Raw genomic sequence first — 16,214 nt, 5'->3', positions numbered from 1 at the left:
ACTATAGCAGGTACAAATGTGACATAAGATATAAGAAAGAAGGGACGGCAATGTCTGATAAAAAGGGAATTTTACTGGAAACCGGTACTAATGAATTTGAGATAGTAGAGTTTTCAATTGGCCCTGTCAGTTATGGCATTAATGTGGCCAAAGTAAGGGAAGTTATTAACCCGGTTCCTGTCACAAAAATGCCCAATATTCATCCATGGGTTGACGGCATATTTACTTTGCGCGGCCGGGTTATGCCGCTTGTTAATCTCCCCCGCTGCCTTGGCAATCAATCAACAACCACTTCCCCCAAAGTTATTGTCAGTGAACTTAATAACTACTATGTAGCTTTTCTGGTGGATGAAGTATCACGCATTCACCGCATTTCCTGGACAGCCATGGAACCGCCTCCCCATATTGCAAACTCCGATATGGTTGTCGGCATTATTAAGATGGCGGAAAAAATGGTTGTATTGCTGGATTTCGAAAAAATAGTGGCCGACATAAACCCGGAAATGAATGAAAAGTTCAGCCAAATAGATTCCACCTCTTCCACCATACTTGATAACCGTAAAAATAAAACCATCCTGGTTGCCGAAGATTCCAAAATGCTGCGTGATCTGCTATTAAGTACGCTGCATACTGCCGGTTATGCCAAGATAATCTCAACAGAAAATGGGCAGGAAGCCTGGAACAAAATTGAGCAGCTTGTTAAAAGTGGCGAACCGATTGAAAATAATATCCAATTGGTAATAACAGATATTGAGATGCCGCAAATGGATGGTCATCATCTCACAAAACGCATCAAAGAAAATGAGAAATGCAAGCATTTGCCGGTAGTTATCTTTTCTTCGCTTATTAACGAAGAAATGCGCTTAAAAGGTGAGTCCATCGGAGCTAACGGACAAGTATCCAAGCCTGAAATCAATCAATTAATAGAACTTGTCGACAGGTTCATTTTATAGTGAGTAAAATTAAGTGGCTGCTCATTAACCGGAGTGGCCATTTTCCCTGTTATTCTTCAAATACTGTAAGCAGTACACAATATTGGTGAAAGCGAGGTGCCTGTATTGGACTGTAAACCCAACTACTACAGTGTTATTTTGAAAAACTGCTCCCGCCGGGAAAGCCTGGGGCAGCGTTTAGACAAGATTCTACTCCGCGGACGATTGGCAATAAAACTGGCTCTGGATAATATGCCGTCTGTTATTATCTATAAGGGCAACACTAACAAAATTCTGCCAATACTTAACGCGTTTAAAGCTGAATTTGCCGCAATAACTGTTCTGCCGGAAAATATGCCGCCAGTTTTACCGCTTTATAGGCTATACCGTAATTTTGACAAGTTAAGTCTTGACTTACAAGCGCTGCTTGCCAATGTCCCTCATAACCTTTGGCTGGGAGAAGCTATTTATCATATTTCTCCGGCCAGTTTTGCCGGAGAAAACGGAGCCTTAGTCATCACCAGCCATGCCTTGTATTTTATTGACAAGCCTGCCGGTGATCAGAGTTCCCGTTGGCTAATCATTCCCTATGACCAAATCAGCAGCCTTTCCCCTGCGGCAACATCACCGGAAACAAACCTGATGATCAGCTATCAGGATGCCGCCGGTTGCCAAAATACAATGTTCATTATTCCGAAAGAAGGGCTAAACGCAGTCACAACCGCCATAAACCAGGCAAAAACAGCCGGTCACTATCTGGTTAAACTAAAAACAGCCTGCACAGTCTGTGATTATGTGTCGGAAAGCAATACCGACAACGCCTCCACTGAAGAATACTGCCATTGCGGCGGCCAATACCAGCGCACACTGATTACCTATTGAATAAACAGCAAAACCGTTAATACGCTGCTACCACCGCCGAGGCGTGGCTAGCCGTTATGCATAAGCGGCGGTTAAGCACCAGCAGCGTTTAAAACATATACATGCTGTCAGGACAAATAAAAACCGGGGAATATCCCCGGTTTTTTTATTATCCGCTGACTCAGCCTCAGCAAGGATGAAAACCCCACCTGAAGCTAAATCTACTTTATCTGCCGTTGTTTTTTAAGGCAATTACAACCTTGCGGTAGGGCTCGTCGCCTTCACTATAGGTAACAATTCTGTTATCATTCTGAAGTGCCATGTGAATAATCTTGCGTTCCTGCGGGCTCATAGGCTCAAGCACCACGCGCTCTCCCCGGCGCTTAACCTTATCGGCTAACCGTGTAGCCAGACGGGACAGCGTTTCGGCACGGCGTTTACGGTAATCTTCCACATCAAGGATAATCCGGGTGCGTTCGTCAGCCTCCCGATTAGCGGCAAGATTAGTCAAATACTGCAGGGCATCCAGTGTTTGTCCATGTTTACCAATAAGCACACCCAAATCTTCACCGCGTAAATTGATAACCACATGATCACCCTGGTTCATCTTTTCCATACTTACGGTAACATTCATGGCTTTAAATACATTGTTTAAGAACTGTTTTGCTTCTTCCACCGAATCAATAGCCCGGACAGTCACTCTTACTTTAGCAAGCTTAGAACCGATAAACCCGAACAGCCCTTTGCTAGGAACTTCCAATACTTCATAATCAATCCGGTCACGACTTACATTAAGATCTGCCAATGCAAGTTCAATTGCCTCGTCAATTGTCTTTCCGGTCTTTTCCGTAACAGTAAGCTTACCAGCCATCAATTAGCGTACCTCCTCCTGAACGACAGACGGATTATTACGATACATAAACCACTGCTGAAAAATCTGGAATATATTGCTGACTACCCAATATAGTACTAAACCACCCGGGAAAGTTATGCTAATATACCCGATAAACAGCGGCATAAAAATCATCATCATCTTGGTTTGCTGATTCATTTCGGTAGTTGTTTGCTTTTGCTGGATATAAGTAGTAACAGCCGACAAAACCGGCAGTATATATGTAGGATCAGGCTGAGCCAAATCTGTCATCCATAAAAAACTTGGCGGCAATTGAGCATACTGGTAATCACGGATGGCAAAGAATATGGCAATTAAAAACGGCATTTGCACCAGCAGTGGCAAACAGCCTGCCAGCGGGTTTACGCCTGCCTCTTTATAAAGAGCAGCCAGTTCTTTATTGAGCTTTTCCGGATTGCCTTTGTATTTATCCTGCAGCGCCTTCATTTTAGGCTGAATTTCCTGCATTGCTTTCATTGACCTTACTTGCTTTACAGTTAGCGGATACAGCACTAATTTAATCGCGATAGTTAACAAAATTATCGCAATACCATAGTTGGCAAACCCCATGCTAATTGTTAAATTGTAGAAGAAAGTCAATGCAGTTTGCATAATGTTGCTTAAAAAATCCAAAAAAGTTTCCCTCCTGCAAGCAATAGGATATGTATTTTAAACAGGGTCATATCCGCCGGGGTGAAACGGATGACAGCGCAAGATACGCCGCACAGCCATCACTAAGCCGCGGGCAACCCCATACTTTTCGATAGCCAGTAACGCATATTCGGAACAGGTAGGCACAAACCGGCAGCTTGGCGGCTTTAATGGTGAAATAAAGCCCCGGTAAAACTTAATCAAACCGATAACTAATAAAGTTACTAGTTTTTTCATAGTTTTTCTGCCAATATTTTTGCTTTGGCACTAAGCTCCAATACAGCCTTCGTTGTTTGAGCCAATCCGGCTCCAACCAATGGCTTACGGCCAACAAGCACCAGGTCAACACCGGTGATAAATTTATCCTGGTGCAGCCGATAGGCTTCCCGTAACAGACGTTTCAGGCGATTGCGCACAACAGCCGACCCTAAACGTTTTCCCGCCGCAAAACCAACCTGCCGTTTAGCAGAACGATTAGGCAAGACATATACTACCAATTGTTTATTGGCATATGACTTACCTGATCGATATACTGCCTGAAAGCTCTTATTCTTACAAAGTCTGCCCCATTTAGGCAGAGTAAACCTTTTGACCATGTTCAATCATCCGGTTTCTTAATTATTTTTCGCCACTGCTTACAAAACATATAAATATAAGTAAGTTTCATAATCAGGTTTAATTAATGGAAAAAATAGGCCACTAAAGCGGCCTACTGACTATGCTCTATGCGGACAATTTTTTTCTGCCTTTGGCACGTCTTCTTTTCAATACAGCTTGGCCACCGGCTGTTGACATACGCTCACGGAAACCATGAGTTCTTTTCTTCCAAAGCGTATTAGGTTGATAAGTACGTTTCACTCTAAACACCTCCTTATATAAAAGGGAGAAACCCACTAAAATCTACAAAATTTCACTAGTATAGATTATAGACCAGCGTAAGGCTCTATGTCAAGAATATTGATGCCGACAAAATTGGATATCTGTGGATAAATTATCCCTTTTTTAGTCATGACTGAAAATATCTTGTTGATAACTGGCAGATGATTTGTTAATATAGTTATGCACAGTTATCAACAATTTTGGTGGAAATGTCCCTTATTATCCACATTTATCAACTTATCCCCAGAAAAACATAGTTATTCACAGGTTTATCCACAAGATTAAATAACTTGCTAATACACGCTTGCGGACTTGTTATGTACCGCCGTTGTATTTTTTTTTCGCCCTAAATACTTTTTTTACAAAAGTTATTCACAGTTGTTGATATCTTTGTGGATAACTTATGTTAATCTCTCATATATTTTGTGGAAATATTTCATAACAACAGAAAGGAATGATTACTTACAATGAGCGCTGATACCGCTTATATGGCAAGCATATGGCAGCAGGCTCTGGTACATATGAAAAAAGCATTTATCAAGCCGCTTTTTGAAACATGGATCAAATCAACCATGCCATTATCCATTAATGATAACGTTATTGAAATTGGCACTCCCAAGCAATTTGTCAAGGAATGGCTGGAAAGCCGTTACGTCCCGATCATTAAGGAAGCCTTAAAAGCTGCCGCCAACAAAGACTTTGAGATTGTTTTTATTAATATGGATATGGAGGAAGAAGTAGACGAAACTGCCCTACTGGACATTGAACTGGAAGCACAGATCGATTCCATACAAGAAAAACAAAAGGAACAGCAACAGCAGGAAAAAAACATTACCCCTTCAGACCAACTATCCCAACCGGCAGAAGATGTTGACATAGATAATGTAGATTATTTAAAATACCTTGACGACATCGGCGATATTCCTCAAGCCGCCGCCCTTGCTCCTTCCCCGGCTATCCTGGAGGCCCCCTCCCGGCCGGCTGTGCCAAAAACAAAACGTTTTGACCAGCAGCCAAACAACAATATGCCGGCAACAGAAGATTTTAACCTAAATCCCAAATATGTATTTTCCACCTTTGTTATCGGCAATTCCAACCGATTGGCCCACGCAGCTTCGCTGGCTGTTTCAGAGGCGCCGGCTCAGGTATATAATCCTTTTTTTATCTATGGCGGTGTAGGCCTTGGCAAAACACATCTGATGCATGCCATTGGTCACCGTATTAGGGAAAATAACCCTAATATTAAGGTTGTCTATATTTCCAGCGAAAAATTCACCAATGAGCTCATTAACTCGATTATTAGCGGCAATCCCGAGAGTTTCCGCCAGCGTTACCGCAATATCGATGTTCTCTTAGTGGATGATATCCAGTTTTTGTCGAAAAAAGAGCATACCCAGGAAGAGTTTTTCCATACCTTCAACACCTTGCATGAAGCCAATAAACAGATCATTATTTCCAGCGACCGGCCGCCGCGGGAAATTCAGACACTGGAAGACCGGCTGCGTTCCCGTTTTGAATGGGGGCTGATCACAGATATTCAGCCACCTGATCTGGAAACACGTATTGCCGTCCTCCGTAAAAAAGCCATGATAGAAAGCCTCAATGTCCCTAATGAAGTCATTGTCTATATTGCCAGCCGGATTGAAAATAACATCCGCGAACTGGAAGGCGCTCTTATCCGCGTAGTTGCCTATGCTTCTTTAAATAATCAGCCAATTGATATTGATTTAGCCACCGAAGCCTTAAAAGATATCTTTCCCAACGGCCGGCCAAAACAAATCACCACAGAACTTATTCAAGATATTGTCGCCGGTCATTTTAAAATCAAGCTGGAAGATCTTTCAGCCAAAAAACGCACCCGCAATGTAACCTATCCCCGGCAAATTGCCATGTATTTATGCCGGGAACTAACCGAAACGTCATTGCCTAAGATCGGTGAAATCTTTGGCGGCCGTGATCATACCACAGTTATCCATGCCCATGATAAAATCAGCCGCGAAAGACAAATGGACGCCAAATTGAACAATACAATCAAGGATCTGGTTAAACGTATTGAATCATAGTGTATAAACCTGTTAATAACCTCTTATTAAAGATGTACACAAAATGTGTATAACTTTATTCAGGTATTTTTGTGTTAATATGTTGATAACTGCCCTATCACTTATCGACATATTACTAACATCATAAATTCATATACTGCAAGCATTCGACATATTTATCAACATATCAACAGCGCCTACTACTATTACGGCTATTTATTACTATATGCATTAAATAATAATAATATTACAGCTTTAAATAAAAAATTTTTCTTATTTTCAATCGCAAGGAGGCTCCTCTAATGAAAATTACCTGTTCTAAAGACAGGCTGAATCACGCAGTGCAAACAGTCCAAAAAGCAGTTGCGGCTAAAGCTACGCTGCCGATTTTATCAGGCATCTATTTATCTGCGGAAAATAACAAATTGGAACTGCAGGCCACCGATTATGAACTTGGCATTTGCTGCACGATTGATGCACAGGTGGATATTCCCGGGAAGATAGTTATTTCTGGCAGATATTTTCAAGAATTAGTAAAAAGGCTCCCTGGCGACACAGTAGAAATTGCCTCTTCAACCGAAGACCGGACAATAAAAATTATGGCAGGCACTTCCCAATTTAACTTATTGAGCTTGCCAGCCGATGAATTTCCTGTATTAAAATCCTTATTTGACAAGCAAAATGGTACAAGCAACTTAACTATTAAAGATAATGTTTTACGCGATTTAATTAAAAGAACAGTCTTTGCCTGCGCCACCGAAGAAAGCAGACCGATATTTACGGGAGCATTGTTGGAGCTAACAGAAAATGATGTACGGATGGTGGCCACAAATACTCACAGGCTGGCGTTAAAAAAGAGTATAACTGAGCAAACTACAAGCAACAGCAACCTAAAAATCATTGTTCCTTCCAAGATTCTTAATGAATTAGCCCGTTTACTCAATTCGGAATTACCGGTAGATGTAAATATTTGCTGGGAAAAGAACAAAGTAGCTTTTCGCTTCGAAAATGTATATTTGGAATCAAGACTGATCGAAGGACAATACCCTGACTATAATCGGGTTATACCACCAGAATTTGGTACAACCGCCACCATCAATACCGCATTATTTATCGATGCTGTAGAACGTGTTTCCCTGATGGCCAAAGACGGCGAATATAATGTAATAAAATTCCAGTTTAATACCAGTGAAGTCAGCATTACCTCCAATAACCCTGATATCGGCAAAGCTTATGAAACCATACCTGTTTCCACCGAGGGTACTGACATCACCATTGCTTTTAATGCCAAATATGTAACCGACATTCTTAAAAATATCGGTAGTCCTGAACTGCTATTTTCGCTGAATACACCGCTTAGCCCGGCCAGTATCAGACCGGTTAATGACGAAAATTACACGTATATTATTACTCCGGTTCGTACTTTGTAAAAATAGAGGATTGACGATGGAAGAAATTGAAATACACACACAGGAAATTAATATTGACCAGCTGTTAAAATGGGCAGGCATTACTGATAATGGAGCCCAAATAAAACCGCTTATTGAAGATCAACTGATAAAGCTTAATGGTGCTATTGTTACTGAACGCCGGAAAAAAGTCCGTCCTGGAGATATTATTGAAATAGCCGGAATTGGCAGCTGGAGAATTATTACAGGTGAGGTATGAGAGTAAACCGGCTTAGTTTACGTAATTTTCGTAATTATAAACACATTGATATTGATTTTACTGCCAATATCAATGTGTTTATTGGCCCTAATGCGCAAGGCAAGACTAATCTGTTAGAAGCTTTATACCTGGCAGCTATGGGGCGTTCACACCGGACCAATACCGATCAGGAGCTTATTTACTGGGACCAGCCGGCAGCCAGTATTGAAGTTATGTTTGTTCGCCAGGAGCTTGAAAACTCTTTAAAAATTAAATTTATAGCTAACCAAAATAAGGAGATACTATATAATAGTCACCCCTTACCGGCCCGGGAAATTGTAGGCTCACTCAATGCCATATTATTTTCACCGGAGGATTTGTTATTAATAAAAGGAGCGCCGGCTTTACGTCGGCGCTTTTTGGATAATGAAATTTCGCAGGCGAATCCGTCCTATTACCGGCAGTTGTTAAACTATAACAGAATGCTTAGTCAACGTAATAACCTCTTAAAAAAAATCCGGGAACGAAAAGCCTGTCAAGAATTACTTGCTCCCTGGGACGAGCAAATAGCCGGCGCTGCTGCGGTTATAACCAAAAAACGCTTAGAGGCTGTAAAAAAACTAACCATGCTGGCTAACCTTCATCACCGCAAAATTACCAACAGTCGTGAAAATTTAATAGTATCCTATCATCTGAACGGTTTACAGCAAGATAAAACCGAGGATTTAAGCGGCTGGTATCATGAACAGCTTGGCCGGCAGCGGCAACAGGATATTTTTAGCGGCAGTACCGGCGTTGGTCCGCATCGTGATGATCTTATTCTGTTAGTGAACGGAAAAAATTTGCGCAACTTTGGTTCACAAGGCCAGCAGCGAACCGGTGTATTGGCTCTAAAGCTGGCAGAGCTGGAATTTATTAAATCAGAAACCGGTGAATATCCGATATTACTACTAGATGACGTTATGAGTGAACTTGACGCCGCCCGCCGTTCCGAGCTGCTCTTGTTTATCAAAGAGCGTGTTCAGACCTTTATTACCGCTGCGGACGAACAATATTTTGGCCAAACAAAGTTGGGAAAATTTTATCGCATACTGGGCGGTACAGTAACGGAGTGATTACGATGTTTCGGCTAAAGGATATATTGCCAAATACGCTAAAAACCATCGGTTTGACCAAGCAATACAATACCCAGTCGGTTATTGTTCATTGGCAGGAGATTGCCGGTGACGAAATTGCCAGCCATGCCTGGCCGATATCCATTCAGCGTGGAGTTTTATTGCTGGCTGTAAATAATCCGGTATGGAGCCATCATCTTATGATGCTAAAACCCATACTTATGGACAAAATCAATACATACTTAAACGAAAAACTAGTATTTGATATTAGATTCCAAGCAGGAAATTTGCAAAACTACCAGAATAATCAAGAAGATGGGGTGAATATTCCCTTATTGCAGCCAGCAAAGTTAAATTCGGAAGAATTAGCTGCCCTGTGGCAGGCAACAGCAGCAATACAAGATGACAGTCTAAGAAAAAAATGTTATTATGTGTTAATAAAACAAACGGCATTGCATAAAGCCAAGCAACAAGAAGGCTGGAAATCCTGTAAGCGCTGCAATGTATTGGTGCCACCTGCTCAAGTGTATTGCACAGTATGCAGTATTGAGTGTAAGCAGGAGACAAAACAGGCTATTACCAAACTGCTGACAGAAGCTCCCTGGCTTACTTATAAAGAAGTTTGCCAGTTTGTTCCGTGCAGCCCACGTCAATTCCATGCTGCGAAAAAGCGTTTAGTCCATAAGCTGATTCATGCTTTATTTGAACCCGGCTGGGACAAGCTTAACGAAGCCACTCTGGTTATGTTAATGACCGGAGTTAAGCCAGGCAGGATCAATGATACAATGGTAGATACCGTAATCGGTAAGATAAAAGTGCGACTTGCGGAAAAAGTCAGGAGGAAAAGTCATGTTTCTGCATATAGGCGCTGATACTGTTATTCCCTTACGCAGCGTAATTGCTATCTTGGACTTTAAAATAACCGGGTCAGCGGTTACTGACCAATATATGAAAAACAGTAAATCTACAAATAAAGTTATTGATATTTCTGATAATAATGCTAAAAGTTTTGTTATAACCGACCAAAATGTTTATTTATCAGCTATCTCCTCGCAAACGCTGAAAAAGCGGGCAGGCTATATACCGGTCGATGAAGAGTAGCAGTAATGCCGCAGATGGCGGCACAGTCGTAACTTGTTGTAGAAGATAACGGGGGTTTGACATAATGGTAGATATGGTGGATATAAGTGATACAACAGTAAATGGCAGCTATGGCGCGCAACAGATTCAGGTTCTTGAAGGCTTGGAAGCTGTTCGTAAACGTCCTGGCATGTATATTGGCAGCACCTCGGCCAGAGGTTTGCATCATCTGGTATATGAGGTTGTGGACAACAGTATTGACGAAGCCTTAGCCGGTTTTTGCAATAAAGTGACAGTTAAAATACATCCGGATAACAGTATAACGGTTACTGACAACGGCCGCGGCATCCCGGTAGATATGCATGAAACAGGGAAACCGGCCGTTGAAGTTGTGCTCACCATCCTTCACGCCGGGGGAAAATTCGGCGGTGAAGGCTATAAAGTATCAGGTGGTCTTCATGGGGTTGGTGTATCGGTAGTAAATGCGCTGTCAGAATGGATGGAAGTAGAAGTCAAAAGAAACGGCAAAATTCACTTTATCCGGTTTGAGCGCGGCAATACTGTTCAAAGCCTTACAGTTACTGGTGAAACAGAGGAGACAGGCACTAAAGTTTCTTTTAAACCGGATAAAGAAATATTTGAGGAGCTTGAATATAGTTTTGATACCTTAAAAACCCGCCTGCGTGAGCTTGCTTTTCTTAATAAAACCCTTACCATTGTTTTGGAAGATGAACGGAATGATGAAAAGAAAGAATTTTATTATGAAGGCGGTATAGTTTCATTTGTTGAACATCTTAATAAAAGTAAAGATGTTGTTCATGCTGTCCCCATATATGTAAATGGTTCCAAAGACACCACTATTGCGGAAATTGCTATTCAATACAATGACAGCTATGCGGAAAATATCCATTCTTTTGTTAATAATATCAATACCCAGGAGGGCGGTACCCATTTAAGCGGGTTTAAAATCGCTCTGACCCGGACGATCAATGATTTTGGCCGTAAGCTTAATTTACTTAAAGAAAATGATGAAAATTTGAGCGGTGAAGATGTTCGCGAAGGCCTAACCGCTGTTATTAGTGTCAAAATTCAGGAACCGCAATTTGAGGGCCAAACCAAAACTAAACTTGGCAATAGTGAGGTTCGTGGCATTATTGACAATATTATATCCGAAGGACTTAATGAATTTTTCGAGGAAAACCCCGGTATAACTAAAAAAATTATTGAAAAATCCGTTATGGCCTCCCGTGCCCGGGAAGCTGCCCGCAAAGCGCGTGAGCTGACAAGGCGTAAAAGTGCCCTGGAATCCAGCTCACTGCCAGGAAAACTTGCTGATTGCTCGATAAAAGATCCTGATCAGGCTGAAATTTATCTGGTCGAGGGCGATAGTGCAGGCGGTTCGGCAAAACAGGGCCGCGACCGCCGGTTCCAGGCTATTTTGCCGTTACGGGGCAAAATTCTTAATGTAGAGAAAGCCCGTATGGACAAAATTCTTAACAATGAGGAAATTCGTGCCATGATTACTGCCTTTGGCAGCGGTATTGGCGAAGAATTTGATCTTGAAAAACGCCGTTATGGAAGAATCATTATTATGACAGACGCTGATGTTGATGGTTCTCATATCCGTACCCTGCTGTTGACCTTCTTTTATCGCCATATGCAGCCGTTAATCCAAAATGGCCATGTATATATTGCTCAGCCACCATTGTATCTTATAAAAAAAGGTAAAGAAAGCTGGTATCTTTACAGTGATGCTGAGATGGACAGCCTGCTGGAAAGGATTGGCCGGGAAAATATCAATGTACAGCGCTATAAAGGCCTGGGTGAGATGAATCCTGAGCAGTTATGGGAAACAACCATGAATCCTGAAACAAGGACAATTCTCAGAGTGGAGCTTGAGGATGGCATTGCTGCCGATGAAATTTTCACAGTGCTGATGGGCGACAAAGTGGAGCCAAGACGTAATTTTATTGAGGAAAATGCAAGTAAGGTTAGAAATCTGGATATATAATTTAGCAAGAATGTAACATAAAGGCAGAATACCAGTTGATAGCTGGTCAATTATCAAAAATAGCAGCCTGATGGCTGCTATTTTTTAAATCGAATAAAATGTCAAGTTGTTTGCTGGACAATGTCAGCTAATAATTTTTTTGCCTGGCGTGAGGCCCATTTGATTTCATTTGCTGTTACGGCTATATCAAGCAGGGGGTGTACATAATCAATATTGTTAGGGTCGGCTTGAAATTGTTCAATGGCCTCGGTTAATTTTTCCCAGTATTCTTCATTAATTTCTTCAGGTTCTACAGCTGCTCCGTCAATAATAACAGACAGTATTTTTTCATTGACTCTGGTTATGGTATTACAGCTGCTTGCCAGCAATTCCAAAATAACCCGGAAACTTGGGGCGATAGGCGGGGAGCCTAATTGCAGCCGGCGCTCAAAGCGGGGTGGTAAGATTTCATATACCCGATCGGCTTTGCGAAGGAGAGACTGGTTATAATCGATCAGTTTTTCCGCAAGAGCAAGCCAGTCTTCCTGCTCTGACGCTCCCGGTTTTAATAATTCTCCTTCCCGTCTCATAAAATTCATCAGTTTGCGTGATTCTTTATTAATCGCATGAACACTTTCTTTTAATTCCTGGCGAAGCGGCGGCTGGGTATCTTTAAGCTCGACATAATCCTGGATAGCCTGGCAAAAGTAACGGACAATCTGCTGATTGCTTTTTTTCAGTTGTTCTTTAAGCTGCTGTTGATAACGGGGAGGCCAAAGTGTAATATTAACAAGCATGGCCACAAGTAAACCAACAAAAATTACGGCTGTTCTCATTAATGCATGTGGCAGAAATTGTTCGGCACTGGAGCTCAGGATGAATAAAGCCGCAATAATTCCCATGGTGATACTGCTCTGAAAGCGGAATTTTATATGTAAATATATGAGCAGAATCGTTACAAGTCCCATGATAATGGGATGGTTGCCTAAAGTGTAGCCACATATCAGGCCAACGGAAACTCCTAAAATGTGCACCATAACCTGGTCTTTGGCTGATTCAATAGTTAGCAGTATTGATGGCTGCATATTAACAATAGCCGAGACTGCGCCGAAAAAGGCCGGTTCCAGGCTAAGCGTATTGCAGATAAACATGGTGATGGTTACCGCAATACCTGTTTTTATAATACGGGCTCCTATTTTCATTTTATTTTATCAATCCTTTTTGCGTTTTATTATAAAGTTAATATAATGGATATCGGTAATATTCTCAAGGGCAACCTATGATTTTGGGTAAGATATTATTTGTAAGGCCGTGCAGGATACAGCCGGGCTTATGGCGAAAAATAGCAACTCTATGAAATCAAATAAAAATAGAGGGGATGAGTTGTGAATTTTATCAATGAGTACAAAGCAAAGTTATGTAGTCCGGAGACAGCAGTAAAAGTTGTCAAATCAGGCGACTGGGTGGATTATGGCTTTGGCTCCGGTCAACCGGTGCTGCTTGATCAGGCGTTGGCTAAACGCAAAACAGAGTTGAAGGATATAAAAATTCGCAGCGCTTTGTCGCTAAGGCCGCGGGAGATCATCAACGCAGACCCGGAGCGGGAGGTTTTTACTTATTCAAGCTGGCATTTTAGCGGTTATGACCGTCAATTGCACGACCGTAACCTTTGTAACTATATTCCCATGATTTTTCGCAACAAACCCCATTTTTATCGCAATGAGCTTGCTGTTGATGTTGCTATGGTTGCCGTGTCACCGATGGATAAGCACGGTTACTTTAATTTTTCCCTGTCAACGGCTGCTATGCGTGCTATTCTGGAAACCGCCAAAGTTGTTATTATTGAAACAAATGAGCGGTTGCCGATAGCTTTAGGCGGCCGGGAGGAATGTATTCATATTTCTGAAGTGGATTTCATTGTTGAAGGCGGCAGTGCGGCTATTCCTGAATTGTTGCCAACCGTACCTGATGAACTGGATGAAAAAGTGGCCAGACTGATTGTCGAGGAGATTATTAATGGAGCAACCATTCAATTGGGGATTGGCGGTATGCCGAATGCTGTTGGTAATTTAATTGCCGACTCAGATGTAAAAGACCTGGGTATGCATACCGAAATGCTGGTGGATGCCTATCTTTCAATGTATAAAAAAGGAAAATTAACCAATAAATATAAGAAACTGGATAAGGGCAAAGGGGTTTGGGCATTTTGTGCCGGAACCCGGGAGTTGTATGACTGGGTGGATTGTAATCCGGCTTTAGCCAGTTTTCCGGTGGATTATACCAATAATCCGGCCGTTATTGCGCAAATTGATAACTTCGTTTCGGTTAACAATTGTGTTGAAGTGGATTTATATGGACAAATATCTTCAGAATCTGCCGGAATACGGCAAATCAGCGGTACCGGCGGACAGCTTGATTTTGTTACAGGCAGCTATTTATCCCCGGGCGGAAAAAGTTTTATTTGCTTTCGCTCGTCCTTTACTGATAAGCAATCAGGGGTAATGTCTTCCCGGGTGGTACCGGTACTGCCGGCAGGCGGTATTGTGACAGACCCGCGGGCTCAAGTCAACTATCTTGTTACCGAGTGGGGCAAAGTCAATTTAGCCGGCTGCTCTACCTGGGAGCGGGCTGAGCGAATTATCACAATTGCCCATCCGCATTTCCGTGAGGAACTTATTAACCAGGCAGAACAGATGAAAATATGGCGCAGATCAAATAAGCGATAATTGAGTAAAAATTTCTTAAATAGTATATAATTTGTTACCCAATACAATTACTTAATAGTATTGTTTGTAATAATTTTATGGTATACTAATAGTACCTACTCATAAAAAGGCGATAAAGGATTTTAAGGAGGACGTTTGGTGAACGAAAGATATGTAGGTATCTTGGGGATAGGCTCCTATGTTCCGGAAACAATTGTAACCAATTTTGATCTGGAGCAGAAGATGGAGACATCAGATGAATGGATTGTTGAGCGTACCGGTATCAGGGAGAGGCGCATTGTAACAAAGGGAGAAACCACTTCGGATTTAGCTACCAAAGCTGCTGAACGGGCTCTGGCTGATGCCGGAATCAGTGCGGCAGAGATTGATTTGATTATTGTTGGAACTGTTACTCCTGATATGATGTTTCCTTCTGTTGCTTGCCTGGTACAGAAAAATCTTAAAGCCGTTAATGCCGCTGCCTTTGATCTTACAGCAGTTTGTTCCGGTTTTATTTACGGACTTGTTACAGGCAGCTCTTTTATTAAATCAGGTACTTATAAAAAAGTCCTAGTGATTGGTGCAGAAGCTTTATCAACAATTGTCGACTGGTCAGACAGGAATACGGCAATATTGTTTGGCGATGGGGCCGGCGCTGTCGTTTTGGGTGAAACAAGCCCCGGGTATGGAATTCTTGGCGTTGATCTGGGAGCAGAAGGGGCTGGTGGTGATCTTTTGAAAGTACCGGCCGGCGGTTCACGGATGCCTACTACGCTGGAAACCATTACGCAGGGATTTCATTTTATTCATATGGATGGCAATGAGGTATTTAAATTTGCCATTAAGGTGATGGGTGAAACCGTAAAAAAAGCGCTGGCCGATGCAAACCTGTCGGCGAAAGATATTACCTGTCTGGTACCACATCAGGCCAACATGAGAATTATTCAGTCGGCTGCTAAACGTTTGGGTTTGCCGCTTGACAAGGTTGTCATTAATGTTGATAAATATGGCAATACTTCGGCTGCTTCCATTCCCATAGCGCTTGATGAAGGGGTTAAAAGCGGCAGGATTAAGCAGGGGGATATTATTGCATTAGCCGGTTTTGGCGGCGGCTTAACCTGGGGAGCAGGCATAATAAAATGGTGCAAATAATATAAATAAGTTTTGTATGCCACTGCACCTCAGTAATAAGTTATATTTTCTGTTGGGATTAAAAATCCTGCCGGTGAAATGCCGGCAGGATTTTGATATTATTTTACCTCAATGACTTGCCCTGCGGTAATGGTGGCCAATTGACCGGGCGTGAGCCGAAATATATCATAAAATTGAGACTGGTGCTTGCATAGCCTGGCTGTAAATCTTTGCTGGCCGGGTATAGGTACAAGGAACTTATGTAATGTTTGCCACATATAATATATAA

17 protein-coding genes are annotated in these 16,214 nt (G+C 42.0%); 11 read left to right on the top strand and 6 right to left on the bottom strand.

The genetic code is table 11. The annotated features are described in order from the left end of the window. Window positions 1-50 precede the first annotated feature (50 nt). A complete protein-coding gene (locus GT1_RS13885) occupies window positions 51-953 on the top strand; it encodes a chemotaxis protein (RefSeq protein WP_075756496.1) in 903 nt (300 codons plus the stop codon). A gap of 105 nt (window positions 954-1,058) precedes the next feature. Beyond that, window positions 1,059-1,814 carry a hypothetical protein gene (locus GT1_RS13880; RefSeq protein WP_143559001.1) on the top strand — a complete coding sequence of 252 codons (756 nt, stop codon included), beginning with the start codon at window positions 1,059-1,061 and terminating at the stop codon, window positions 1,812-1,814. Between the two features lie 205 nt (window positions 1,815-2,019). Here the strand turns inward: GT1_RS13880 and jag are convergent, their stop codons facing one another. The 5 genes from jag to rpmH form a co-directional block, all read right to left on the bottom strand. Next, window positions 2,020-2,664, bottom strand: coding sequence for an RNA-binding cell elongation regulator Jag/EloR (gene jag, locus GT1_RS13875; RefSeq protein WP_188399263.1), 645 nt, complete (start codon window positions 2,662-2,664; stop codon window positions 2,020-2,022). 3 nt (window positions 2,665-2,667) lie between these two features. Continuing rightward, a complete protein-coding gene (locus GT1_RS13870; protein ID WP_083945602.1) occupies window positions 2,668-3,297 on the bottom strand; it encodes a YidC/Oxa1 family membrane protein insertase in 630 nt (209 codons plus the stop codon). 57 nt (window positions 3,298-3,354) lie between these two features. Next, complete coding sequence (gene yidD, locus GT1_RS13865) at window positions 3,355-3,573, bottom strand: membrane protein insertion efficiency factor YidD (protein ID WP_075756499.1); 219 nt, start codon at window positions 3,571-3,573, stop codon at window positions 3,355-3,357. Next, window positions 3,570-3,932: a ribonuclease P protein component gene (rnpA, locus tag GT1_RS13860; RefSeq protein ID WP_075756500.1), complete on the bottom strand. Its 363-nt coding sequence runs from the start codon at window positions 3,930-3,932 to the stop codon at window positions 3,570-3,572. Before rnpA ends, yidD begins: the two co-directional genes overlap by 4 nt. Before the next feature lie 127 nt (window positions 3,933-4,059). Further along, window positions 4,060-4,194, bottom strand: coding sequence for a 50S ribosomal protein L34 (gene rpmH, locus GT1_RS13855; RefSeq protein ID WP_188399262.1), 135 nt, complete (start codon window positions 4,192-4,194; stop codon window positions 4,060-4,062). Window positions 4,195-4,703: 509 nt separating this feature from the next. Between rpmH and dnaA the strand changes: the two genes are divergently transcribed. From dnaA to gyrB, 7 genes are all read left to right on the top strand, one after another. Further along, complete coding sequence (dnaA, locus tag GT1_RS13850; protein ID WP_188399261.1) at window positions 4,704-6,278, top strand: chromosomal replication initiator protein DnaA; 1,575 nt, start codon at window positions 4,704-4,706, stop codon at window positions 6,276-6,278. 281 nt (window positions 6,279-6,559) lie between these two features. After that, window positions 6,560-7,687 carry a DNA polymerase III subunit beta gene (dnaN, locus tag GT1_RS13845; protein WP_188399260.1) on the top strand — a complete coding sequence of 376 codons (1,128 nt, stop codon included), beginning with the start codon at window positions 6,560-6,562 and terminating at the stop codon, window positions 7,685-7,687. A 16-nt stretch (window positions 7,688-7,703) separates the two neighbouring features. Further along, the gene (locus GT1_RS13840) at window positions 7,704-7,925 is read left to right on the top strand and encodes an RNA-binding S4 domain-containing protein (RefSeq protein WP_188399259.1); all 222 of its coding nucleotides are present in this window, start codon (window positions 7,704-7,706) and stop codon (window positions 7,923-7,925) included. After that, window positions 7,922-9,019, top strand: a complete 1,098-nt coding sequence (gene recF, locus GT1_RS13835) for a DNA replication/repair protein RecF (RefSeq protein WP_188399258.1) — start codon at window positions 7,922-7,924, stop codon at window positions 9,017-9,019. Before GT1_RS13840 ends, recF begins: the two co-directional genes overlap by 4 nt. Before the next feature lie 5 nt (window positions 9,020-9,024). Continuing rightward, window positions 9,025-9,891, top strand: coding sequence for a DUF721 domain-containing protein (locus tag GT1_RS13830; RefSeq protein WP_188399257.1), 867 nt, complete (start codon window positions 9,025-9,027; stop codon window positions 9,889-9,891). Then, the gene (remB, locus tag GT1_RS13825) at window positions 9,869-10,120 is read left to right on the top strand and encodes an extracellular matrix regulator RemB (RefSeq protein ID WP_075756507.1); all 252 of its coding nucleotides are present in this window, start codon (window positions 9,869-9,871) and stop codon (window positions 10,118-10,120) included. The genes GT1_RS13830 and remB overlap by 23 nt, the downstream gene beginning before the upstream one ends. A 73-nt stretch (window positions 10,121-10,193) precedes the next feature. Beyond that, window positions 10,194-12,110: a DNA topoisomerase (ATP-hydrolyzing) subunit B gene (gene gyrB / locus GT1_RS13820; RefSeq protein WP_188399323.1), complete on the top strand. Its 1,917-nt coding sequence runs from the start codon at window positions 10,194-10,196 to the stop codon at window positions 12,108-12,110. Window positions 12,111-12,211: 101 nt separating this feature from the next. Here the strand turns inward: gyrB and GT1_RS13815 are convergent, their stop codons facing one another. Next, window positions 12,212-13,291 (bottom strand): aromatic acid exporter family protein, encoded by a 1,080-nt coding sequence (locus tag GT1_RS13815; RefSeq protein ID WP_188399256.1) that lies wholly within the window; start codon window positions 13,289-13,291, stop codon window positions 12,212-12,214. Window positions 13,292-13,474: 183 nt separating this feature from the next. On the opposite strand from GT1_RS13815, the gene GT1_RS13810 reads away from it, so the two are divergent. Together GT1_RS13810 and GT1_RS13805 are read left to right on the top strand one after the other, a co-directional pair. Continuing rightward, window positions 13,475-14,815 (top strand): acetyl-CoA hydrolase/transferase family protein, encoded by a 1,341-nt coding sequence (locus GT1_RS13810; protein WP_188399255.1) that lies wholly within the window; start codon window positions 13,475-13,477, stop codon window positions 14,813-14,815. A gap of 138 nt (window positions 14,816-14,953) precedes the next feature. Beyond that, complete coding sequence (locus tag GT1_RS13805) at window positions 14,954-15,946, top strand: beta-ketoacyl-ACP synthase III (protein ID WP_188399254.1); 993 nt, start codon at window positions 14,954-14,956, stop codon at window positions 15,944-15,946. Window positions 15,947-16,214 lie beyond the last annotated feature (268 nt).

The organism is Sporomusa sp. GT1 (assembly GCF_014634905.1).
GTDB lineage: Bacteria > Bacillota > Negativicutes > Sporomusales > Sporomusaceae > Sporomusa > Sporomusa sphaeroides.
This window is presented reverse-complemented; position numbering and strand designations above follow the sequence as displayed.

Excerpts from the sequence above, each read along its gene's own strand:
- GT1_RS13885 (WP_075756496.1), top strand. The coding sequence starts at position 51 with ATGTCTGATAAAAAGGGAATTTTACTGGAAACCGGTACTAATGAATTT.
- jag (WP_188399263.1), bottom strand. The coding sequence starts at position 2,664 with ATGGCTGGTAAGCTTACTGTTACGGAAAAGACCGGAAAGACAATTGAC.
- GT1_RS13870 (WP_083945602.1), bottom strand. The coding sequence starts at position 3,297 with ATGCAAACTGCATTGACTTTCTTCTACAATTTAACAATTAGCATGGGG.
- yidD (WP_075756499.1), bottom strand. The coding sequence starts at position 3,573 with ATGAAAAAACTAGTAACTTTATTAGTTATCGGTTTGATTAAGTTTTAC.
- rnpA (WP_075756500.1), bottom strand. The coding sequence starts at position 3,932 with ATGGTCAAAAGGTTTACTCTGCCTAAATGGGGCAGACTTTGTAAGAAT.
- dnaA (WP_188399261.1), top strand. The coding sequence starts at position 4,704 with ATGGCAAGCATATGGCAGCAGGCTCTGGTACATATGAAAAAAGCATTT.
- dnaN (WP_188399260.1), top strand. The coding sequence starts at position 6,560 with ATGAAAATTACCTGTTCTAAAGACAGGCTGAATCACGCAGTGCAAACA.
- GT1_RS13840 (WP_188399259.1), top strand. The coding sequence starts at position 7,704 with ATGGAAGAAATTGAAATACACACACAGGAAATTAATATTGACCAGCTG.
- recF (WP_188399258.1), top strand. The coding sequence starts at position 7,922 with ATGAGAGTAAACCGGCTTAGTTTACGTAATTTTCGTAATTATAAACAC.
- GT1_RS13830 (WP_188399257.1), top strand. The coding sequence starts at position 9,025 with ATGTTTCGGCTAAAGGATATATTGCCAAATACGCTAAAAACCATCGGT.
- remB (WP_075756507.1), top strand. The coding sequence starts at position 9,869 with ATGTTTCTGCATATAGGCGCTGATACTGTTATTCCCTTACGCAGCGTA.
- gyrB (WP_188399323.1), top strand. The coding sequence starts at position 10,194 with ATGGTGGATATAAGTGATACAACAGTAAATGGCAGCTATGGCGCGCAA.
- GT1_RS13815 (WP_188399256.1), bottom strand. The coding sequence starts at position 13,291 with ATGAAAATAGGAGCCCGTATTATAAAAACAGGTATTGCGGTAACCATC.